Here is a 20278-nt window from a genome sequence, read left to right on the forward strand (position 1 = left end):
TCAGCCTCCCAGGCCTTGCCGCGCCTCGGCCTCGGTTTCGTAGATATGCGGGGCCAGACCTCGTCTGGACAACATCTCACCCAGTTTCAGCCGCAGGAAAGCCGACGTGGTATAGCGCGAGACATCCGTATAGTAGGTGTCCACAACCTCCGAGACCATGGTTGCATAGGCATCCGCCACCGTTTCGTCCAGCGTGAAGCTGTCGTAATTGACGACGGCCCGTACCTTACGGCCCAAGGGATCGCAAACCCGTGCGACGGCATCCCGGATGGCGTCGACATCCTTGGTCGTTCGCACCGACAACCCTTCGAAATTCAGGAACAGCGCCCCCGCGTCAGCGCGATAGGTCAGGCGGTCCTTCAGGGGAATGCGTGTCAGATCGTCAATCAACCCCATGGGGGCATCGTCGAAGATCCGGCTGTCCATCTGGATGGGACCGTCGATCTGAGGCGTAAAATCCATCTGTGCCAGGACATCGCGCTCCAGATCCACCCCCGGAGCGATTTCGGTCAGGACAAGGCCGCCTTCGCCAAGCCGGAAGACGCATCTTTCCGTGACATAGAGGATTTGCCGTCCCGACGCATGGGCGCGGCTACCCGAGAAGGTGATTTGCTCCACATCCGGCAGAAACTTTCGGGCCTTCCCTTCCGTGTCTATCCGCAATCCGCCATCGGCGACGCGGATGGCCAGGCCGCCCGCCGTGAACGACCCGGCGAAGACTACCTTCTTCGCGTTCTGGGAAATATTGATGAACCCTCCCGCCCCGGCGAGGCGTGGGCCGAAGCGGCTGACATTCACATTGCCTGCGCGGTCGGCCTGGGCGAGGCCAAGGCAGGCCAGATCCAGACCGCCACCGTCATAGAAGTCGAATTGCTGGTTCTGATCCAGAATGGTGTCGGCATTCACCGTTGCGCCGAAATCCAGGCCCGACGCCGGAATGCCTCCGATGGCGCCAGATTCCGCGGTCAGGGTGACATAGCGCAGGATTTTTTCCTCCGCCGCGACGCGCGCTACCCCCTCCGGCATGCCGATCCCCAGATTGACGATGCCGTTCATCGGCAGTTCGAAGGCACAGCGACGGGCGATGATCTTACGCTCATCCAGGGGCATGCCCGCCAGGCCGGTCATCGGCGCGCGGATTTCCTGGGCGAAAGCCGGGGAATAAGCGGTGGCATAGGTTTGCCGGTGCAGGTCGCCTTCGGCCACCACGACGCAATCGACCAGATTACCCGGAATGCGCACCTGACGAGGCGGCAGGGATCCCTGTTCGGCAATCCGCTCGACCTGGGCCAGGACGAAACCGCCGGAATTCTTGGCCGCCATCGCCATGGCGAGATTGTCCAGGGTCAGTGCCTCGCGTTCCATCGTGATATTGCCGGCGGAATCCGCCGTCGTGCCCCGAATCAGAGCGATCTGGATCGGATGGGTCCGATAGAACAAAAACTCCTCGTCGCCACGGGTCTCCACTGTGACGATGTCTTCGGACGTGGCGGCATTGATCTTCCCGCCGTCCTGACGGGGATCGACGAATGTGCCCAGGCCGACCTTGGAATAGGAACCGGGCCTGCCGGCGGCGATATCGCGGTACATGTTGGAGATCGCACCCTGCGGCAGGTTATAGGCCTCCATTTCCCCGGCAACCGCGCGGGCGGCGAGCTTGGGTATCAGGCCCCAATGGCCGCCGATTGCCCGGCGCACCAGCCCCGGGGCCGCCAGCCGGTTCAACCCCCGTTCCTTGCCGTCGCCCTGACCCGCCGCAAAGATCAACGTCAGATCGGATGGCGCCCCCGACTGATCGAAGCGCCGCGCCAGGGCCTCCAGAAGCGCGTCCGGCGTCCCGGCGCCGACAAACCCTGAATTGGCGATGGTGTCGCCGCTGCGGATGATCGCGACCGCTTCGTCCGCCGATACGATTTTGTTCTTCATCGCGATTTCCTCCCCCGTTTCGCCAGACCTTATCCGACGCCGCCACGGGCCAAAAGGGTTCGTATCGTGTCCCATGGCTTGGCAGTTGCTGCGAAGACGTTACAGTTTTCGGCAAAATAGAAAGTCTTGAGGGAGCATGCGATGAATCTGGCGATCTGGTTGGACCGTTCGGCGAAGGCGTTCGGCGACCTGCCGTCCATCGGTGTCGGCGGCCGGGTGGTGCGCGACTTCCGGCAAAGCGCGCTCCGGGTCTCGCGCTTGGCCGGCGGGCTTCGCAACCGCCTTGGCTTGTCGACAGGGGACACTGTCGCCGTCTTCGCGAAAAACGGCCCGGATTACGCCGAAACCCTGTACGCGATCTGGTGGGCCGGCCTTGGCGCGGTGCCGATCAATGGCAAGCTGCATGAAAGCGAGGTCGCGTTTATCCTGGAGAACTCCCAGGCTCGCGCCGTATTCGTATCGGACGATCTGGCCGACACCGCCGCGCCCGGACTGCCCGAAGGCGTTCCGATGATCCGCTTCGCCTCCACGGAGCATGAGCGGCTTTTGAGTTCCGACGGGATCGGGCTGTGCGATGTCGGGGCGGACGACCTCGCCTGGCTGTTCTATACGTCCGGGACAACCGGACGGCCCAAAGGCGCGGTGCTGACCCATCGCAATATCGCCGCCATGACCTGGGCCTATTTCGCTTCCATCGATCGTCTGCAACCGGGCGGAGCGATCCTGCATGCCGCCCCGATGAGCCATGGTTCGGGCCTTTACATCCTGCCGCATCTGGCCCGTGGCTGCTGTCAGGTGACGCCGGAAAGCGGCGGCTTCGATGCGGCGGAGATTTTCGACACGATCGAGCGCTGGCCGGGCACTTCCATGTTCGCGGCACCGACCATGGTCAATCGCCTGACCCGGCATGGCGGGCCCAGCCCGACCGGCAATCTGCGGGCGCTGATCTATGGCGGCGGGCCGATGTATGTCGAAGACGCGCAGGCCGCGCTGGCGAAACTGGGGCCTTGCCTGGTCCAGATCTACGGTCAGGGCGAAAGTCCCATGACCATCACATGTCTGGAACGTCAGGCCATCGCGGATACGGCACAGCCGCGCTATCTGGAGCGTCTGGGATCGGTCGGACTGCCCTTCGCGAATACCGAGGTCCGGGTGGCGGATGCCGACGACAACCCCGTTCCGGTGGGGGAGGCCGGGGAAATCCTGGTCCGCGGCGACAGTGTGATGAAGGAATATTGGAACAATCCGGAGGCCACGTCGGAAACCCTGCGGGGCGGTTGGCTGCATACCGGGGATGTCGGGAAGTTCGACGCGGATGGGTATCTGACGCTGATGGACCGATCCAAGGATCTGGTGATTTCCGGCGGCACGAACATCTATCCGCGCGAGATCGAGGAGGTTCTGCTGGAACACCCCCATGTCGACGAGGTGTCGGTCATCGGCCGGCGCGACCCGGAATGGGGCGAGGTCGTGGTCGCCTATGTGGTTGGTGCCGCGCCTCCGACGGAGTTGGATGCGCTGTGTCTTCAGAAGATCGCGCGGTTCAAGCGGCCCAAGGACTATGTATTCGTCGATGCCTTGCCGAAGAACAATTACGGTAAGGTGCTGAAGACCGAATTAAGGGAACGGGACGCGGCGCGGCGGCAAACCGCTTGAAATTTTTCCTATGTCATTGGTCCGTCACGGCAATCCGACAGAATGCCGGAACGTGATCAAGGGGGAACCATGACGAACGATACCGAAATGCCGGAAAAGCCGGTTCTGGCCGACAGCCCGGATTCCAAGGAACTGCCGCCGGAACAGACCGCCGACGGCGATACGGCGAAATCGGAATCGTCCCTTCACAAGGCCGACTTGGATGAACACGAGGAGGCGGTGCGCAGCTTTCAAAGCCGCGAGTATCCCTACAAGAACCGTATCAGCCGAACGGTCTATGAACGCCGCAAGGCCAACCTTCAGGTTGAGCTGCTGAAGGTCCAGAAATGGACGAAGGAAACCGGCCAGCGGGTCGTGATCCTTTTCGAAGGCCGAGACGCGGCCGGGAAGGGCGGGACGATCAAGCGCTTCATGGAGCATCTGAACCCGCGCGGCGCGCGCGTTGTGGCGTTGGAAAAGCCGACCGAGGAAGAGCGCGGGCAATGGTATTTTCAGCGCTATATCAAACATTTGCCGACGGCGGGGGAGATCGTTCTGTTCGACCGGTCCTGGTATAACCGGGCCGGCGTCGAACGGGTCATGGGGTTCTGCACGCCCATGGAGTATCTGGAATTCATGCGCCAGACCCCGCAATTGGAGCGGATGCTGGTGAACAGCGGCATTCGCCTGTTCAAATACTGGTTCTCCGTCACGCAGGACGAGCAGCTGCGCCGATTCGAAATGCGCGAGACCGATCCGCTGAAACAATGGAAACTGTCGCCGATCGACAAGGTCGCCGTGTCCAAATGGGACGACTATACCGAGGCGAAGGAGGCGATGTTCTTCTATACCGACACGGCGGACGCGCCTTGGACGGTGATCAAATCGAACGACAAGAAGCGCGCGCGCCTCAACTGCATGACCCACTTCCTGCACCACCTTCCCTATGCCGGGAAGGACAGGAAGGTGCTGAAGGAGCCGGATCCGCGCATCGTCGGACCGGCCAGCCACCTGATTGGCCATAGCGATCACGTCTTCGGGGAAGCCTTGCACGTATAAACCGCACACCGGAATGGTTGAGCCTGGGCGCGGCGCGGGCTACATCCTTGATCATGAAAGCCGTCATCGTCCCCGTCACGCCGTTTCAGCAGAACTGCACCGTCATCTGGTGCCCCGATACGATGAAGGGCGCCGTCGTCGATCCGGGCGGTGAAATCGACCGCATCCTCGCCGCTGCTCAGCAGAACGGGGTGACCATCGAAAAGGTCCTGCTGACCCACGGTCATCTCGATCATTGCAGCGCTGCCCGTGTTCTGGCCGACCGCCTGTCCGTCCCGCTGGAGGGGCCGCATGAGGAAGACCGGTTCTGGATCGACCGCCTGAAAGAGGATTGCGCCCGCTACGGTTTTCCAGAGACCGAAGCCTTTGCGTCAGACCGTTGGCTGATCGAAGGCGACACGGTCACCGTCGGAAACCGTGTTCTGGATGTCTATCATTGCCCAGGTCACACGCCGGGTCATGTCGTCTTTCACGACCGCGAGGCGGGGATCGCCTGGGTTGGGGACGTTTTGTTCCAGGGCTCGGTCGGGCGCAGCGACTTTCCGCGCGGCGACGGGCCGACACTGGTTCGGTCGATTGTCGAAAAGCTCTGGCCGCTGGGCGACGAAACGGTCTTTATTCCGGGCCACGGGCCCTATTCGACATTCGGCGAAGAACGCCGGTCGAACCCCTTCGTCGCCGATCACGTGGTCGGCGGGTAGCGGTTACGCATCGACGAGGCGCAGTTTCTTTTCCAGAACCTTCAGGACATCCGGCAATTCGCGCCCACGCTTCACGGTCTGGCCGCCGGTTCGGATGATGAATTCCCAATGCTTGCCGTTGCGGCGCTTGGCGATCGCATAGATCGGGGTTTCATGGGTATGCCGGAAGATTGAGAAAACGGCGACGGGGCCGTTGAAGTCGATGGCATAGTCGCGCCATTCGCCGGTGGCGACGCGCCTGGAATACATATCCAGCAGTAGCCGCAGTTCGGATTGATCGAAATACACCCTTTGTTTGCCCGCGCCTCGGCGGCGGTACTCGGAGAAATCGATCAGCTCCGTCATCGGCCTCGCATCCGTCGATGGGTCCTGGCGGAAAGCCTACCCCAATTCGGGATGGTCACGGAAGCGTCAAAATAATGACCGCCGATCGGTCAGTTGATGGTGCGTTGCTGATAGCCGTAGGGGTTGGGGCGCTCGAAGCAGTTCACGGTGCCCAGGGTGCGATAACAATAGAGCGGGGCCTCGATCACCTCTTCCTTTTCCGGACGGCAGAGCGGGCCCTTGTCCCGGCTCTTGCGAATCGTGTCGCAATCCAGGCCGGTCACGGCACTGGCGATTAGGTCCGTCGGGGTCTTGTCTTCGGCGATGATGACGGCACCGGAGGCCATAATGGCGGTCGCGGGCGTGATCAACTCGCTGCCGCCGCCGCATGCGCTTAACAGAACCGTCAGGCCGAAAAGTGGGGCGAGCAGGGATGTTCTACGGGCTGTGGCGCGCAGGGGCATGTATCGGTGCTCCGGTAATCAGATCGTCCAGATTTCGCCACATTGTTTAGCAAGAACCGGGCCATTAGCCCGCCAGGTCGGAGCGGCATTGCGATCCTTGGGGCCAATGCGTACAAAGGCCCACGGATTTCAAGGATTTTCCCAGGAGGACGAAATGGCAGCGGTGTCGCCGGAAACGCCCCTCGGCACGGAAGCCCCACCCTTCGCCCTGCCGGACCCGGCCGGGGTCGTGCATAGGCTGGACGCCTTGCGCGGCAAGAACGGGACGGTTGTTGCCTTCATCTGCAATCATTGCCCCTATGTCGTCGCGGTCGCGGATCGCCTTGGCCCGGCTGCTCGGGATCTGCGGAGCCAGGATATCGGCTTCGTCGCGATCATGTCGAATGACTGGACGGCCTATCCCCAGGACGCGCCGGAGCGGATGGTGGACTTCGCCGCGCGCTATGGCTTTGACTTCCCGTATCTGATCGACGAAAGCCAAGAAATCGCAAAGGCTTATGGCGCTGTCTGCACACCGGACTTCTTCGGGTTCGACGCGAATCTGAAGCTGGTGTATCGCGGCCGGCTGGACGAAAGCGCCCGGATGCCGGGTCCGAAAGACGCCAAACGCGACCTGGTCGACGCGATGATCGCGGTGGCTTCGGGACAGCCCGCGCCGACGGATCAGCCACCCGCGATGGGCTGTTCGATTAAATGGCGTGGATAAAACCGGTCGTCTCGCCTAAATAGGGCGGTCAAGACGCGTTACTTTGCAGCGGAGAGCGGAAACCCGTGGCCGATATTTTCAATGAGATCGATGAAGAACTGCGCAAGGACAAGGCGCAGGAGTGGTGGGGCCGGTACGGCAAGTTCGTGATTGGTGCCTGTGTGGTCGTGGTCGCGGCCGCCGGTGGTTACACCTGGTTCGAACAGCAGCGTACCGCCGAACTGCGCGAATTGGCGGATCGTTACGGCCATGCGCTGACCCAAGCCGATGCCGGCGAGACCGATCCGGCCCTGGCGGCCCTGCAATCCCTGTCGCAGGAAGCGGACGGCGAAGGCATCGCCATGATCGCCAGTTTCCAGCGGGCGGGCATTCTGGCGGACCAGGACCGTCATGCCGAGGCGGCCGAGGTCTATGCAGCCGTAGCGGCGGATGACGGCGTCGACCCGCTGTATCGCGGCCTGGCTGAATTGAAGGCGATCCTGCACCGTTCCGTCGCTGGGGAAGACACGGCGGCTTTGCTGACCGAGATCGAACCCCTGACGCTCGACGGCGAGCCGTGGCGCTATTCGGCGCGCATGGTTGCCGCGTCTCTGGCGATGGGAGCCGGCGATATGGAAAAGGCCAAAGCCTATCTGACCCAGGTTTCGGATGACGACGGAGCGCCTAACAGCGCCAGAACGCAGGCCGTCGAAATTCTGCAGGCCATCGGGTCTTAAGGTGGAAGTCTAATGCATCGCATGAAGTATTTGCGCCCGATTGCATCGATGATTGCCGCCGGCCTGTTCCTCGGCGGCTGCGACTGGTTCGGCGAAAGCGACGCACCGCCGCTGCCGGGTACCCGTATCGCAGTCATGGTGGTGGATTCTGACGCGGAGCCGGATCCGCGCCTTGCGGATCTTCGGGTGAAACTGCCTGCGCCCTATGCCAATGACGCTTGGCCGCAGGGCGGTGGCTATCCCGATCACGCGATGCATCATCTGGAGGCCAACGAGCTTTTACGCGAGGCCTGGCGGGTCTCGATCGGCAGCGGATCGGATGGCGACCGTCGCCTCCTGTCCGGTCCGATCGTCGCCGAAAATCGTGTCTATACGATGGATTCGGATTTTGAGATCCGCGCGTTCGACGCTGTTTCCGGCAAGAGGGTCTGGAGCTTCGAACCGGAAATCCCCGATGAGGACGACGAGGCCTTCGGCGGCGGCATCGCCTATGCCGACCGCATGATCTTCGTGACGACCGGCTATGCACGCGTGTTTGCCCTGAACGCCGAAACGGGACAGTTGATCTGGGATCAGAAGGCGCCGGGCCCGATCCGTGCCGCGCCGTCGATCGGCGAGGGCAAGGTGCTGGCCATTTCCATCGACAACCGTGTCACGGCCTTCAATGCCGATACGGGCGAGGAAATCTGGTTCCATGCCGGATTCGCTGAAACGGCCGGCCTACTGGGCGGGGCGAGTGCCGCCGTGTCCGAACGCACCGCTGTCGTGCCCTATTCGTCGGGCGAGATCTATTCGCTGCGCCTGTCTACCGGCCGGGCGAATTGGTCCGACAGCCTGGTATCCGTGCGCCGCATCGATGCCCTGGCCTCCCTGGCCGATATCCGCGGCCGCCCGATCGTCGACCGCGGCGTGGTCTATGCCATCAGCCATGGCGGGCGCATGGTTGCGCTGGATCTGGCATCCGGGTCGCGTGCCTGGGACCGCCGGATCGGCGGCACCCAAACCCCGTGGATCGCCGGCGAGTTCCTTTATGTCATCACGTCCGACCAGACCGTCCTGTGTATGACGCGGCGCGGCGGGCGTGTTCGCTGGGCGACGCCGTTGCCGAATTTCGAGGACCCGGAAGACCTTGAAGATCCGATCACCTGGTCCGGCCCCGTTTTGGTGTCCGACCGCCTTCTGATCGGGAATTCGATGGGTGAGTTGTGGTCCATTTCCCCCTATGACGGCAAGCCGCTGGGGCGGATCGATCTGGGTGACCCGATCTATGTGCCGCCGATCGTCGCGAACGGCACCGTTTATGTTCAGACCGATGACGGCGTTCTGATCGCCCTTCGGTAACGCGTAGAAAGCTGGAATCATGGCTGTTGTTGCCATTGTTGGCCGACCGAATGTCGGCAAATCGACGCTGTTCAACCGTCTGGTTGGCAAGCGCCTCGCCATTGTTGACGACACCCCGGGCGTGACCCGCGACCGTCGGGAAGGCGAGGGGCGGATCGCAGATATGCGTTTCCGTATCCTGGATACCGCCGGGTTCGAAGACGCCTATGACGACAGCCTGGAGGCCCGCATGCGCCGCCAGACGGAGCAGGCGATTGCCGAGGCCGATGTCGCGCTGTTGCTGATCGACGCCCGCGCCGGGGTGACGCCGCTGGACGAGCGTTTCGCCGCGCTGTTGCGCAAGGGCCGTACGCCGGTGCTGTTGCTGGCCAATAAATGCGAAGGCCGGGCCGGTCAGCCGGGCCTGATGGAAGCCTATTCTCTGGGCTTTGGTGATCCGATCCCGGTTTCCGCCGAACATGGCGAGGGCCTGGGCGACCTTTACGATGCGCTTCATGACCATATCGGCCTGGGCGAGGCCGAGCCGGTCGCCGAGGCGGAACTGTTCCGCCCCGAACTCGATGTCACGTTGAGCGACGACCCGGAGGCCGAGAACGATGCGCCGCCGGAAGCCGGCACGCCCGAGCGGCCGCTGCAACTCGCCATTGTTGGGCGGCCGAATGTCGGAAAATCGACGCTGATCAACCGCTATCTGGGCGAAGATCGCCTGCTGACCGGGCCCGAGGCCGGGATCACGCGGGATTCCATCGCCGTCGACTGGACCTGGAAGGGCAAGAATGTCCGCCTGGTCGACACGGCCGGCCTGCGCCGCCGCGCCCGGGTGACGGAAAAGGTGGAGAAACTCTCCGCCGCCGATACCCGGCGCGCCATCGATTTCGCCGAAGTCGTCGTCCTGCTGCTGGACGCCGACGACATGCTGGAAAAGCAGGACCTGACCATCGCCCGGCAGGTCATCGACGAGGGCAGGGCGCTGATCGTCGCCGCGAACAAGTGGGACGCCGTGAAGGATCGCGAGGCGGCCCTTCAGAAGCTGCGCGACCGGTTGCAGACCTCTCTGACGCAGTTGCGCGGTGTGCCGGTGGTGACCTTGTCCGCAAAGGAAGGGCGCAATCTGGATAAGCTGCTGTCCGAGGCGTTCCGCATTCACGCCCTGTGGAACAAGCGGATTTCGACGGCGAAGCTGAACCAATGGCTGGAAGGCATGGTCGCGACCCATCCGCCGCCCCTGTCCAAGGGCCGACGGATCAAGATCCGCTACATGACCCAGGCCAAGACGCGCCCGCCGACCTTCGCAATCTTCGCGTCCCAGGCGGAAAACCTGCCGGAGGCCTATATCCGCTATCTCAGCAACGGGCTGCGGTCGGATTTCGGCCTGGACGGCGTGCCGTTGCGGTTGCATATCCGGCAGGGTAAGAACCCATTCCAACCCACCAAACGACGATGAGGCAGTGATGCGGAACGACGGGCGGCACTACGGATTGGCGGTATTGGGCCTGGTCGGCCTGCTGGCGCTGTCGGCCTGCGACACGGTACAGGGGGCGAAGCTGTTCACCCCGACCTCCACCAAGTATGACGGTGCCTGGATCGGTCTGATGACCCTGGGCCTGCGCCAGCAGGAATGCCGCCTGCGGCGCGGCGGCCTGCGCGTCCGGGTCGAGGGCGGCCAGATGGAAGGCGTGGCGCGGTTCGATACGACCGAGGGCGAGTTCGAAGGTGTCGTCGACCAGGACGGTAGCATCCGCTATGCCACTCTGACCGGCCAATACGCCAAGGACGATGTCGTATTCACCGGCACCTTCGGTGAAGAGACCGCCAAGGGCATCTGGCAGAACAAGGTCTGCCGTGGCGAATGGGAAATGAAAAAGGCGCGGTAAGCGACTTATCTAAACCGCCGCTTCCACGAAGAGATCGGTGATCCTCGCGTCTTCCGGGTCGATCTGGGTGTCGGGCGGTTCGCCGGGATAGGCTTCCTGGCGCAGCTTGGTGGCCATCGGGCCGGGGTCGATCAGGTGGGCCTCGACCGGGGATTTGGCGAGTTCCATGGCATAGCACTTAACCAGCGCTTCCAAGCCGGCCTTGGAGGCGGCATAGGCGCTCCAGAAAGCCTTGGGGACCGATCCGGCTTCGCAGGTCGGGAAGATCGCCCGGCCTGCATCGGACAGGCGCAGCAGCGGGTCGAAGGCGCGGATCAAGCGCTGATTGACGGTCAGGTTCAGGAACAGCGTGCGGTCCCAGGTCTTCCCGTCGATATGATGGGCGGGCGACAGGACGCCCAATTGCGCGGCGGCGCCGACCAGAATGTCCAGCTTGCCGAAACGCTGATGGATCGAGGCCGCGACCATGTCGATCTTGTCCGCTTCATAGAGGTCCAGCGGGGCCAGGGTCGCCTGGCCGCCCGCGGCGCGGATCGCATCGTCGACCTCTTCCAACCCGCCTTGGGTGCGGGCGATCAGGATCACATGGGCGCCCTCGGCGGCAAAGCGTTTGGCAACGGCGGCGCCAAGGCCGCGGCTCGCGCCCGTCACCAGGGCGAGACGGCCTTCAAGACGTTTGGACATGGGGAAACCTTAACCGGCTTTCTGTTCACGCAGGAGGGAGAGCTGGGCGGGGCTGTCGCCGCGCTCGTCGAAATCCGTCAGGTTGATCGGATAATCGCCGGAGAAGCAGGCGTCACAATAGGCCGGCTTCGCATTGTCGCGGCCCGGCAGGCCCATGGCGCGATACAGCCCGTCCATGGAAATGAAGGTCAGCGTGTCGCAGCCGATCGCCTCGCGCATTTCCTCACGGGTCATGCGGGCGGCCATCAATTGCGACCGTTCCGGCGTGTCGACGCCGTAATAGCAGCTATGGGTCGTCGGCGGGCTGGCGATGCACATATGCACCTCGGTCGCCCCGGCGGCGCGCATCATCTCGACGATCTTGCGCGATGTGGTACCGCGCACGATGGAATCGTCGACCAGCACGACCTTCTTGCCTTCGACCACCGCCCGGTTGGCATTGTGCTTCAGCTTCACACCAAGATGCCGGATTTCGTCGGTCGGCTCGATGAAGGTCCGGCCGATATAGTGGTTGCGGATGATGCCGTATTGGAAGGGGATGCCGCTTTCTTCGGCGTAGCCGATGGCGCTGGGCACGCCGCTGTCGGGGATCGGGACCACGACATCGGCCTCGACCGGGTTTTCCCGCGCCAGCTCACGGCCGATCGCCTTGCGGGCTTCATAGACAGAGTGGCCTTCGACGATGCTGTCCGGGCGGGAGAAGTAGATGTATTCGAAGACGCAGAAGCGTTCCGACATCTTGGGGAAGGGGAACTGGCTGTGCACACCCTTCTCGTCGATCACAATCAACTCGCCCGGCTGCACGTCGCGGATCTTCTCCGCGCCGATAATGTCGAAGGCGCAGGTTTCGGATGCCAGCATATAGGCTGTCGTGCCCTTGGACGGCTCGTGCAGTTTGCCCAGGACCAGCGGGCGGACACCCATCGGGTCGCGCACGCCGATCAGCTTCTTGCGGCTGAGGCAAACCAGGGAATAAGCGCCTTCGACCCGGCGCAGGGCGGCGACCAGGCGCTCGGTCAGCGATCCTTGAACATGGGCCATCAGATGGATCAGCGTTTCGGTGTCCGTCGTCGACTGGAAGATCGCGCCGTTCTGGACCAGTTCCTTGCGCAAATTCAGCGCGTTGGTCAGGTTTCCGTTATGGGCGACGGCCAGGCCGCCGAATTCGAAATCCGCGAAGAGGGGCTGGATATTCCGGACCATCGGGTCGCCGGTCGTGGAATAGCGGTTATGCCCGATGGCGGCGAAACCGTGCAGCTTCTCGACGATCCCGCGGTCCTTGTCGAAGACATCCCCGACGTGACCCAGCTCGCGGTGCGCGTTGAATTCCTTGCCGTCGTAGCAGACGATCCCGGTCGCCTCCTGTCCGCGGTGCTGCAGGGCGTGCAGCCCCAGCGCGGTGTGCTTAGAGGCGTCTTCCGTTCCGTAGATGCCGAAGATCGCGCATTCCTCGTGCAGCTTGTCGTCGTCGAACGGGTTGGTGCCGAAGTTTGTCGCCATCGTCATCGGTTCCTATTGGTTATCCGAGCTGTCGATCACTTGCTGAATGCCCTGGTTGGTCTCAGGGGAATATCCGGCGTCGCCGCCTGATGTACCACTTTCGACGGGCGGCTGCATCACGTCCTTTAGCCCTTCGATCGTATTGACCGTCTGACGGCCCTTTTCCAGCTTCTGCAGGATATAGCCGCCAACATCCGGCGGAAGGGCTTCCAGAATCTGCACGCCGCCGGCGCGGACCAGGGTATAGCTGCGGCTGTCCCGGACACTGTCGGGGATCGAACCCTCGTCGAAGATCAGGACCGAACCGACCAGCACCGCGCAGCAGACCAGATAGCCTACGCCAAGTCCCGCCACGAAACCCAGCGCCCGGTTTACGGAGCCGAGGGGGCTTTCCTTGGCGACATGGGACAGGACGGAGCTGACGATCATCAACAGAACCAGGGACCCGGCAAACAGGCCTGCGCCCGCCGCGATATCGGCGAACAATTCCTGTTCGATCTGTTCGCGGGCGAAGGCCTGGGCATGCGGATAGCCCAGGATGGTCACCGCCAGCGCGCCAACCCAGGCGCCGATCCCGGTGACCAAGCCGACAAATCCCCAGAAGGCGGCCAGCAAGCCGAACAGGGCGATACCGCCCAGGACGACAATATCCGTCACCGTAAAGGGAAGATCTTCCATTCAGGGCCTCCGCCGGGCCGACGCCCTTGGCATCGCGGTCCGGGAACCGGGTTTCGTCCTATCAACCTGCGCCGGGGCACCCATTAACGCCGGGCGTCCGCGTCGAGTATGCGGATCGGGCCATCCGCGGCGGCTTCCAATCTGCGGATAAGCGCGCCGACATCCGCGACCGCCGTCACGGTCATTTCCGATCCGTTCCGGGCGTCCTTCGCGCCGCGCCCTTTCGGGGCGATCGCGTGATGAAAGCCCAGTTTGGCCGCTTCCTTCAGCCGCGCGTCCGGCCGGCCGACAGCCCGAACCTCGCCGGACAGGCCGACTTCGCCGAACAGAACCGTCGATCCGGTCACCGGTACCCCGGTCAGGGACGATACGATTGCCGCAGCCACCGCTAAATCCGCCGCAGGCTCCCCGATGCGCAGGCCGCCCGCGACGTTCAGATACACATCGCGACCGGATAAATCCAGCCCCCCGCGCGCTTCCAGTACAGCCAGCAACATTGCCAGCCGGTTGCTGTCCCACCCGACCACGGCCCGGCGCGGCGTCCCATAGGCGGAGGGCGCGACCAGCGCCTGAATTTCGACCAGCATCGGGCGGGATCCCTCGATCCCGGCGAAGACGGCCGCGCCGGCGACGCCGTCCTGACGGTCGGCCAGAAACAGGGCGGACGGATTCTTCACCTCTTCCAGTCCGCGCTCGGTCATGTCGAAGACGCCGATTTCGTCCGTCGGGCCGAAACGGTTCTTCACCCCACGCAGAATGCGGAAGGGATGGCCGCGCTCGCCTTCGAAATACAGGACCGTGTCGACCATGTGTTCCAGGACGCGCGGACCGGCGATGGCGCCTTCCTTGGTGACATGACCGACCAGCAGCAAGGCGATGCCGCGCCGCTTGGCGACCCGGATCAGTTCCTGGGCCGAGGCGCGGACCTGACCGACCGTACCTGGCGCGGAATCGATCAGATCGACATACATGGTCTGGATGGAATCGATGATCGCGATCCGCGGGCCGTCCGGCCGATCCAGCGATGCCAATATGTCGCGCACCGATGTGGCCGACGCCAGGTCGACACCGGCATCCGAGACGGCGAGACGCGAGGCGCGCATGCGTATCTGGTCGATCGCTTCCTCGCCGGAGATATAGGCGACACGGGCCTGTGCCGAAAGGGCGGCGGCGGCCTGAAGCAACAGGGTCGATTTGCCGATACCGGGATCACCACCGATCAAGGTGGCAGAGCCGTCGACCAGCCCGCCGCCCAGAACACGATCCAGTTCCGCGATACCGGAGGTCAGGCGCGGCCGCTCCTCCGATGTGCCTTTCAGGCTAACGAAATCCAGGGCCTTGCCCGATCCGCCGCCACCGGATCGCTTGCCGCCGCCGATCGGCGCGGCCTCTACCGTCTCCTCGACGATCGAGTTCCAGGCGTCGCAGGCCTCGCACTTGCCGGTCCAGCGGGGATAGACCGCGCCGCAGGACTGGCAGACGAAAGACGACTTGGTGCGGGCCATGTTCGACCGGGCAATCCTCAGAGACATGTCGGGTTCATGGTGCGGACTTATCCCACAGTCCCCATGCTTGCAACGACGGTTGTGCGATTCGGGTTCGGAGGGGAAGGAATGACGGCGGGAAAAGGGGGCGTTTCCGGAAAAATTAACCTTAAGACTCCGGAAAGGCTTTCGATGTACGGTCGGACCATAAGAAAGTTACGGGTGTGGGAACAGGATATGGCGATGTTGGACGACGAGCTGCTTCAGCAGCTTCAGACGGAGTTTCTCGACGCGACCGATGACGCGTTGGATCAGTTGGAAGCCGCTGTCGACGGCGCGGTGCGGGGCGGCGGCGATCCGAAAGCCGCGCTGCACGTGGTGCGGCGGCAGGTTCATTCGATTAAAGGTCTCTCGGCGTCCTTCGGGTTCAAACTGTCCAGTGCCATCGCGCATCGTCTTGAGGATTATCTCGACGAGGAAACCGAACTGACGGCAGATATCGCCCGGTCAGTGGGCAAATTCACCGACCGGATTCGCGAGATCGCCCGAGCGGGCAGCGAGCCGACCGAAGACGCCGCCGCGGAGCTGTTGCGGTCCCTGCCGGCCAGGCGTCCTCCGCCGGATATCACCGTTACTGCGGTCGATGTCGAGGTGCTGATCGGCGTTCCGTCCAAGCTGACCGCGAAGATCGTCCGCGATGTGTTGCAGAATTGCGGGTTCCGTGTCGTTCGGGCCTCGACGATGATCGACTGTTTCACCATGACTGTCCGGGCGCGACCGGATGCCATGCTGTTCGCCATGACCTTGGACGAGTTGTCCGGGGCGGATCTGGCGCGGGCCTTTCGCGCCATGTCGGCGACGGCCGATGTGCCAGTCGGCGTCCTGACCAGTTTTTCGTTGGATCACGCCGCCTTACGCGATCTGCCGGAGGGCATTTCCATCGTGCGTCTCGGCAAACAGCATTTCGACGGCGACATGGCGGAGTTCCTGGCGCGGATCGAGGTCGGTTGACCTCTGTCCGCGTCATCGGCGTAAGCGCGGCGGCGACGCCACCGATGACGCCGCCGCCCGCGAACCTGACTACACCTTGATCAAATCCAGAACCATATGGGGTTGTCCGTCTGACGTCTTCTCCATCGTCGTCCCGTCCTTTCGCAAGGTCAGCGATATTCGCTTGCGATAGGCCGAGAAACTGTCGAACCGGACGACATCCACGGGTTCTTCGAGGTCGAAGGTCACGCGGAACAGCGTCGGGTCCGACCGGGTCTGGACGGTCAGAATTGTGGCCCGGAACGATTGTCCGAGATACCGGCCTGTCACCCGGTCGCCGACCTGATAGGGGCAGGCGGGCGGTTCGGACTTTCCAGCGGCCGCGTGCAGGCTGTTCCAGTCGCGATACCCGTATTGGGCCGCCATAAGTTCAAGGGCCGCGCTGTGTGAAGCCGGTTGGTGCCATTCGTTCAGGACCGTGCGCAGGCGTTTGGCCTGGCTTTTCAGGTCGTGGATAGCCGGCAATTGGGGAGCGGGCATTCGTTTGCCTCCGTCGTTGCATTCCGCGGATATCGAACGGGGCTCGCATTGCCGTCTTGCCGCGAAACGTCGGATTGCGGTCAAACGAATGAATTTCGAGGCTTCACCATGGCTTTTGCCCGCGAGCGGCAGGGGCCTCGACCCGACGCGGGTTATCGCGGAGAACCGGTTCGATTGTCAACCGCGGTTCAAAGCTTTCGCAGTTCCATCTGGATCGGACCGTCGGCGGATCCGTTGATGAACTGATCGACATAGGCATTGCCGCTGTGATCGATCTCCGCGACCGGACCGTTCCAGATCACGGCGCCCTTGTAGAGCATGGCCATGCGGTCGGCGATGCGGCGCGCGCTGGGCATGTCATGGGTGATGGAAATCGCGGTTGCGCCGACTTCCTTCACGCATTTGACGATCAGATCGTCGATCACATGGCCCATGATCGGATCCAGGCCCGTCGTCGGCTCGTCGAAGAAGATAATGTCCGGATTGCCGGCAATGGCGCGGGCCAGGCCGACGCGCTTGCGCATGCCGCCGGACAGTTCCGCCGGGGACAGGGCACCGACATCCGCGCCGAGACCGACCTGGGCGAGCTTCTCGATGGCGATTTCCTTCGCCGCCTTGCGCTTCATGCGCTTGCCCTGGATCAGGCCGAAGGCGACGTTTTCCCAGACCGACAGGCTGTCGAACAGGGCGGCGTTCTGGAACAGCATGCCGATCTTGGCATTGACCGCCTCGCGGTCCGAATTCGACAGATGGACCGTCGGCTGTCCGTCGATTTCGATCTCGCCCTCGTCCGGTGTCAGCAGGCCCAGGATGCATTTCAGCATGACCGACTTGCCGGTCCCGGACCCGCCGATGATGACGACGGATTCCTGGGGCATGACGTCCAACGTGAAGCCCTGAAGGACATGCTTCGTGCCGAAGCGCTTATGCACATTCGTCAGTCGGATCTTCGGGGTTTGGGCGGTGGCGTCGGTCATGTCGCGAAGAACATCTCGGTGATCAGATAGTTGGCGATCAGGATCAGGATCGACGCGCTGACCACCGCATTGGTCGTCGCCGCGCCCACGCCCTGGGCACCGCCGCGGCTGTGGAACCCGTGATAGCAGCCCATCAGCGCCACCAGGAAGCCGAAGACCGACGCCTTGACCAGGCCGGAAATCACATCCTGCGCTTCCAGGAAGTTCCAGGTGTTGATCAGATAGGTCTGTTCGTTGAAGCCCAGCTTATAGACGCTGACGACGAAACCGCCGAAGACGCCCATGATGTCGCCGATCAGCACCAGGAAGGGCAGCATGGTGACCCCGGCCAGCAGGCGCGGCGCGATCAGGTATTTCATTGGATTGGTCGACAGGGTTTCCAACGCGTCGACCTGCTCCGTCACCCGCATCGTGCCCAGTTCGGCGGCCATGGCGGCACCGATGCGTCCGGCGATCATCAGCCCGGCCAGAACCGGCGAGAGTTCCCGACAAATCGACAGGACGACGACCGACGGGATCGCGCCTTCGGCCGAAAAGCGGGCGAAACCGGTATAGCTTTGCAGCGCCAGAACCATGCCCGCGAAGAGCGTCGTCAGACCGACCACGGGCAGGGAGTAATAGCCGATATCGACCATTTGGCGCAGGATCAGGCGCGGGTAGATCGGCGGTCGGACGCAATGGCCGACGCCACTCAGCGCGAAGACGGTCAGCCGCCCGGTCGCTGCCAGGAACCGCAGGCTGGCGGCACCGATCGCCCGTAACGGGTTCACGCGGCGCCCCCGACATAGCGCCGGGCATAGCGCGCCCCCAGGGAGGTCAGGATCTCATAGCCGATCGTGCCTGCCTGGTCCGCGACCGCGTCGACATCCTGATGCGGGCCGATCAGAGAGACGCTGTCGCCCGGCCCAATCTGGGGCAGGCCCGATACATCCACCGTGATGAGATCCATGGAAACCCTACCGACCACCGGCACTTCCGCCTCTCCCACAAAGGCTTTGGCCGTGTTGCTGAGGGAGCGCAGGTATCCGTCGGCGTAGCCTACCGCAAGAGTGGCGATGCGCGTCGGCCCTTCGACCCGATGCGAGGCACCGTATCCGACGGTCTCTGGAGCGTCAATCTGACGGACCTGCAGGATTTTCGACTCCAGCGAGACCACCGGCCGCATCGGATTCGGGCCGTCCGCATTGGGGCGCACCCCGTACAGACAGACGCCGGGGCGGATCCAGTCGAAGTGCCAATCCGGTCCCAGGAAGGTCGCGCTCGACGCAGCCAGCATCGCGCCTTCCGCCGGTTTGGGCAGGCGGGCGGACAAGTCTGCGAAGCGCTGCTGCTGTTCCCGGTTCATCTTGTGAGACGGGGTGTCGGCGCAGGCCATGTGCGACATCAGGAACCGCAAGTCGATGCCGGTCAGCCGTTCCGGCTCGCCGATCACCGTCTCCGCCTCTGTCCGATCCAGCCCGGTGCGGCTCATGCCCGTGTCGCAATGCAGGGCGGCGGGCAGTTTGCGGTCCACCTGCCGGCAATAGGTCCGCCACAGGTCGATCTGTCCCAGATCGTTCAGGCTGGGCCACAGATCGTGTTCGGCATAAACGGGCTCATGCCCGGGCATCAGGCCGTTCATCACGCAGATCCGGGGACGGGGGGCCCGGTCGGCGAATATCTCCGCCAGTTCCAGCCCGGCGTCCAGATGGGCGACAAAGAATGTGTCGCAGCCCGCCGCCGCCAGCGTCCGGGCCACCGGCGCGAGACCCAGCCCATAGCCATCGGCCTTGACCACGGCGGCCGCGCGCTTATGCGCCGTCCGGTCGCGCAGAATCCGCCAATTGTCGGCGATCGCGTCCAGGTCGACGGTCAGCGTGGTCGGACTGTAGGTAAAGCCGGTTGGGGGCGTCATGCGGCGATCCTGAATTGGTCTGCGGACTTACTTGCCGCGTTCTTGGCGATTCCGGCCCGCCGGTGCAAGTGTCATTGTCGCCGTCAGTCGCCCGCGCCGAGTTGGGACGCGGCAATCATCGCATCCCAGCCCGCCATGGCGCAATCGACGACGGCACTTAGCGTCTCCCGATTCGCACCGTCGCGTGCCTGAATCGACATGCCGTGCTGTAGGGTGGTGACATAAACCGCGATGGCGCGGCAATCGGAACCGGCCGGCAATTCGCCGTCGTCCCGCGCCCGTTCGAACCGGCGTTCCAGCAAATCGATGTTCCTGAGGCGCATCGCCTTCAGATCGTCGCATATCTCCGGGTGCGGACTTTCGCTCTGCAAGGCGGACAGGACGACCATGCAGCCGCGCGGCGCCTCTCCGCAGGTGAAGGCTTCGGCTGATGCGCGCAGCATCCCGGCCACCGCGTCGCGGGCTGTGGGGGCGGTTTCTATGCCGTCCCAGATCCCGGCGCCCTCGGTTTCGTGGTAGAGCGCCATCGCGGCCCGAAACAGCGCGACCTTATCGCCGAAGGCGGCGTAGACGCTCGGCGCATTGAGCCCCATGGCGGCTGTCAGTTCGGCCATGGATGCGCCTTGAAAGCCGCGCGTCCAGAATACCTCCATCGCGCGCCGCAACGCTTCGGTCTTGTCGAACCCTCTCGGGCGGCCTTTTCCGTTCATGCGAATTCCTTTTGTAACGATCAATAAATAAATCCGTTGACAAGAGGATGCAAGCGATCCAGAAGAACTGTAACG

21 protein-coding genes are annotated in these 20278 nt (G+C 63.4%); 9 read left to right on the top strand and 12 right to left on the bottom strand.

Annotated elements, in window-relative coordinates:
• Window positions 1–1926: an acyl CoA:acetate/3-ketoacid CoA transferase gene (locus tag ACO06O_RS06555; RefSeq protein ID WP_421877553.1), complete on the bottom strand. Its 1926-nt coding sequence runs from the start codon at window positions 1924–1926 to the stop codon at window positions 1–3.
• A gap of 141 nt (window positions 1927–2067) precedes the next feature.
• Between ACO06O_RS06555 and ACO06O_RS06560 the strand changes: the two genes are divergently transcribed.
• From ACO06O_RS06560 to ACO06O_RS06570, 3 genes are all read left to right on the top strand, one after another.
• Window positions 2068–3582 carry a class I adenylate-forming enzyme family protein gene (locus ACO06O_RS06560; RefSeq protein WP_421877555.1) on the top strand — a complete coding sequence of 505 codons (1515 nt, stop codon included), beginning with the start codon at window positions 2068–2070 and terminating at the stop codon, window positions 3580–3582.
• Window positions 3583–3651: 69 nt separating this feature from the next.
• Window positions 3652–4620: a polyphosphate kinase 2 gene (gene ppk2 / locus ACO06O_RS06565; protein ID WP_421877557.1), complete on the top strand. Its 969-nt coding sequence runs from the start codon at window positions 3652–3654 to the stop codon at window positions 4618–4620.
• Window positions 4621–4673: 53 nt separating this feature from the next.
• Window positions 4674–5321 (top strand): MBL fold metallo-hydrolase, encoded by a 648-nt coding sequence (locus tag ACO06O_RS06570; protein WP_421877559.1) that lies wholly within the window; start codon window positions 4674–4676, stop codon window positions 5319–5321.
• A gap of 3 nt (window positions 5322–5324) precedes the next feature.
• Here the strand turns inward: ACO06O_RS06570 and ACO06O_RS06575 are convergent, their stop codons facing one another.
• Entirely contained in the window at window positions 5325–5666 is a 342-nt protein-coding gene (locus ACO06O_RS06575) for a DUF2794 domain-containing protein (protein WP_421877561.1), read from the bottom strand.
• Between the two features lie 89 nt (window positions 5667–5755).
• Window positions 5756–6109 (bottom strand): hypothetical protein, encoded by a 354-nt coding sequence (locus ACO06O_RS06580; RefSeq protein WP_421877563.1) that lies wholly within the window; start codon window positions 6107–6109, stop codon window positions 5756–5758.
• Between the two features lie 154 nt (window positions 6110–6263).
• Here ACO06O_RS06580 and ACO06O_RS06585 point away from each other — a divergent pair, with 154 nt between their 5' ends.
• The 5 genes from ACO06O_RS06585 to ACO06O_RS06605 all read left to right on the top strand — a co-directional run bounded on the left by ACO06O_RS06585 (window position 6264) and on the right by ACO06O_RS06605 (window position 10746).
• Window positions 6264–6815, top strand: a complete 552-nt coding sequence (locus tag ACO06O_RS06585) for a thioredoxin family protein (protein WP_421877565.1) — start codon at window positions 6264–6266, stop codon at window positions 6813–6815.
• 65 nt (window positions 6816–6880) lie between these two features.
• Window positions 6881–7531 carry a tetratricopeptide repeat protein gene (locus tag ACO06O_RS06590; RefSeq protein ID WP_421877567.1) on the top strand — a complete coding sequence of 217 codons (651 nt, stop codon included), beginning with the start codon at window positions 6881–6883 and terminating at the stop codon, window positions 7529–7531.
• 12 nt (window positions 7532–7543) lie between these two features.
• Window positions 7544–8872: a PQQ-binding-like beta-propeller repeat protein gene (locus tag ACO06O_RS06595; RefSeq protein ID WP_420417191.1), complete on the top strand. Its 1329-nt coding sequence runs from the start codon at window positions 7544–7546 to the stop codon at window positions 8870–8872.
• A 19-nt stretch (window positions 8873–8891) separates the two neighbouring features.
• The gene (gene der, locus ACO06O_RS06600; protein WP_420417190.1) at window positions 8892–10316 is read left to right on the top strand and encodes a ribosome biogenesis GTPase Der; all 1425 of its coding nucleotides are present in this window, start codon (window positions 8892–8894) and stop codon (window positions 10314–10316) included.
• Window positions 10317–10323: 7 nt separating this feature from the next.
• Window positions 10324–10746, top strand: a complete 423-nt coding sequence (locus ACO06O_RS06605) for a hypothetical protein (protein WP_421877569.1) — start codon at window positions 10324–10326, stop codon at window positions 10744–10746.
• A 9-nt stretch (window positions 10747–10755) separates the two neighbouring features.
• Here ACO06O_RS06605 and ACO06O_RS06610 read toward each other — a convergent pair whose 3' ends face one another.
• The 4 genes from ACO06O_RS06610 to radA form a co-directional block, all read right to left on the bottom strand.
• Window positions 10756–11430: an SDR family NAD(P)-dependent oxidoreductase gene (locus ACO06O_RS06610; RefSeq protein WP_421877571.1), complete on the bottom strand. Its 675-nt coding sequence runs from the start codon at window positions 11428–11430 to the stop codon at window positions 10756–10758.
• A 9-nt stretch (window positions 11431–11439) separates the two neighbouring features.
• On the bottom strand, window positions 11440–12930 hold the full coding sequence (gene purF, locus ACO06O_RS06615; RefSeq protein ID WP_421877573.1) for an amidophosphoribosyltransferase: 1491 nt from the start codon (window positions 12928–12930) through the stop codon (window positions 11440–11442).
• Between the two features lie 12 nt (window positions 12931–12942).
• On the bottom strand, window positions 12943–13608 hold the full coding sequence (locus ACO06O_RS06620) for a CvpA family protein (RefSeq protein ID WP_421877575.1): 666 nt from the start codon (window positions 13606–13608) through the stop codon (window positions 12943–12945).
• Window positions 13609–13691: 83 nt separating this feature from the next.
• A complete protein-coding gene (gene radA / locus ACO06O_RS06625; protein WP_421878139.1) occupies window positions 13692–15113 on the bottom strand; it encodes a DNA repair protein RadA in 1422 nt (473 codons plus the stop codon).
• 216 nt (window positions 15114–15329) lie between these two features.
• Here radA and ACO06O_RS06630 point away from each other — a divergent pair, with 216 nt between their 5' ends.
• Window positions 15330–16103: an Hpt domain-containing protein gene (locus ACO06O_RS06630; RefSeq protein WP_421877577.1), complete on the top strand. Its 774-nt coding sequence runs from the start codon at window positions 15330–15332 to the stop codon at window positions 16101–16103.
• 69 nt (window positions 16104–16172) lie between these two features.
• Here ACO06O_RS06630 and ACO06O_RS06635 read toward each other — a convergent pair whose 3' ends face one another.
• The 5 genes from ACO06O_RS06635 to ACO06O_RS06655 form a co-directional block, all read right to left on the bottom strand.
• Window positions 16173–16622: a glyoxalase superfamily protein gene (locus ACO06O_RS06635; protein ID WP_421877579.1), complete on the bottom strand. Its 450-nt coding sequence runs from the start codon at window positions 16620–16622 to the stop codon at window positions 16173–16175.
• A gap of 188 nt (window positions 16623–16810) precedes the next feature.
• The gene (locus ACO06O_RS06640; RefSeq protein WP_421877581.1) at window positions 16811–17599 is read right to left on the bottom strand and encodes an ABC transporter ATP-binding protein; all 789 of its coding nucleotides are present in this window, start codon (window positions 17597–17599) and stop codon (window positions 16811–16813) included.
• A complete protein-coding gene (locus ACO06O_RS06645; protein WP_420417182.1) occupies window positions 17596–18369 on the bottom strand; it encodes an MlaE family ABC transporter permease in 774 nt (257 codons plus the stop codon). The genes ACO06O_RS06640 and ACO06O_RS06645 overlap by 4 nt, the downstream gene beginning before the upstream one ends.
• Window positions 18366–19493 carry an alanine racemase gene (gene alr / locus ACO06O_RS06650; protein ID WP_421877583.1) on the bottom strand — a complete coding sequence of 376 codons (1128 nt, stop codon included), beginning with the start codon at window positions 19491–19493 and terminating at the stop codon, window positions 18366–18368. Before alr ends, ACO06O_RS06645 begins: the two co-directional genes overlap by 4 nt.
• 83 nt (window positions 19494–19576) lie before the next feature.
• Complete coding sequence (locus ACO06O_RS06655; RefSeq protein WP_421877585.1) at window positions 19577–20203, bottom strand: TetR/AcrR family transcriptional regulator; 627 nt, start codon at window positions 20201–20203, stop codon at window positions 19577–19579.
• Window positions 20204–20278: the final 75 nt, after the last annotated feature.

The sequence above is a fragment of the Pacificispira sp. genome (assembly GCF_965228185.1).
GTDB lineage: Bacteria > Pseudomonadota > Alphaproteobacteria > UBA8366 > Aestuariispiraceae > Pacificispira.

What these genes read in the sequence shown, in the direction of transcription:
- ACO06O_RS06555 (WP_421877553.1), bottom strand. Translation starts at nt 1,926, where the DNA reads ATGAAGAACAAAATCGTATCGGCGGACGAAGCGGTCGCGATCATCCGC.
- ACO06O_RS06560 (WP_421877555.1), top strand. Translation starts at nt 2,068, where the DNA reads ATGAATCTGGCGATCTGGTTGGACCGTTCGGCGAAGGCGTTCGGCGAC.
- ppk2 (WP_421877557.1), top strand. Translation starts at nt 3,652, where the DNA reads ATGACGAACGATACCGAAATGCCGGAAAAGCCGGTTCTGGCCGACAGC.
- ACO06O_RS06570 (WP_421877559.1), top strand. Translation starts at nt 4,674, where the DNA reads ATGAAAGCCGTCATCGTCCCCGTCACGCCGTTTCAGCAGAACTGCACC.
- ACO06O_RS06575 (WP_421877561.1), bottom strand. Translation starts at nt 5,666, where the DNA reads ATGACGGAGCTGATCGATTTCTCCGAGTACCGCCGCCGAGGCGCGGGC.
- ACO06O_RS06580 (WP_421877563.1), bottom strand. Translation starts at nt 6,109, where the DNA reads ATGCCCCTGCGCGCCACAGCCCGTAGAACATCCCTGCTCGCCCCACTT.
- ACO06O_RS06585 (WP_421877565.1), top strand. Translation starts at nt 6,264, where the DNA reads ATGGCAGCGGTGTCGCCGGAAACGCCCCTCGGCACGGAAGCCCCACCC.
- ACO06O_RS06595 (WP_420417191.1), top strand. Translation starts at nt 7,544, where the DNA reads ATGCATCGCATGAAGTATTTGCGCCCGATTGCATCGATGATTGCCGCC.
- der (WP_420417190.1), top strand. Translation starts at nt 8,892, where the DNA reads ATGGCTGTTGTTGCCATTGTTGGCCGACCGAATGTCGGCAAATCGACG.
- ACO06O_RS06605 (WP_421877569.1), top strand. Translation starts at nt 10,324, where the DNA reads ATGCGGAACGACGGGCGGCACTACGGATTGGCGGTATTGGGCCTGGTC.
- ACO06O_RS06610 (WP_421877571.1), bottom strand. Translation starts at nt 11,430, where the DNA reads ATGTCCAAACGTCTTGAAGGCCGTCTCGCCCTGGTGACGGGCGCGAGC.
- purF (WP_421877573.1), bottom strand. Translation starts at nt 12,930, where the DNA reads ATGGCGACAAACTTCGGCACCAACCCGTTCGACGACGACAAGCTGCAC.
- ACO06O_RS06620 (WP_421877575.1), bottom strand. Translation starts at nt 13,608, where the DNA reads ATGGAAGATCTTCCCTTTACGGTGACGGATATTGTCGTCCTGGGCGGT.
- radA (WP_421878139.1), bottom strand. Translation starts at nt 15,113, where the DNA reads ATGGCCCGCACCAAGTCGTCTTTCGTCTGCCAGTCCTGCGGCGCGGTC.
- ACO06O_RS06630 (WP_421877577.1), top strand. Translation starts at nt 15,330, where the DNA reads ATGGCGATGTTGGACGACGAGCTGCTTCAGCAGCTTCAGACGGAGTTT.
- ACO06O_RS06635 (WP_421877579.1), bottom strand. Translation starts at nt 16,622, where the DNA reads ATGCCCGCTCCCCAATTGCCGGCTATCCACGACCTGAAAAGCCAGGCC.
- ACO06O_RS06640 (WP_421877581.1), bottom strand. Translation starts at nt 17,599, where the DNA reads ATGACCGACGCCACCGCCCAAACCCCGAAGATCCGACTGACGAATGTG.
- alr (WP_421877583.1), bottom strand. Translation starts at nt 19,493, where the DNA reads ATGACGCCCCCAACCGGCTTTACCTACAGTCCGACCACGCTGACCGTC.
- ACO06O_RS06655 (WP_421877585.1), bottom strand. Translation starts at nt 20,203, where the DNA reads ATGAACGGAAAAGGCCGCCCGAGAGGGTTCGACAAGACCGAAGCGTTG.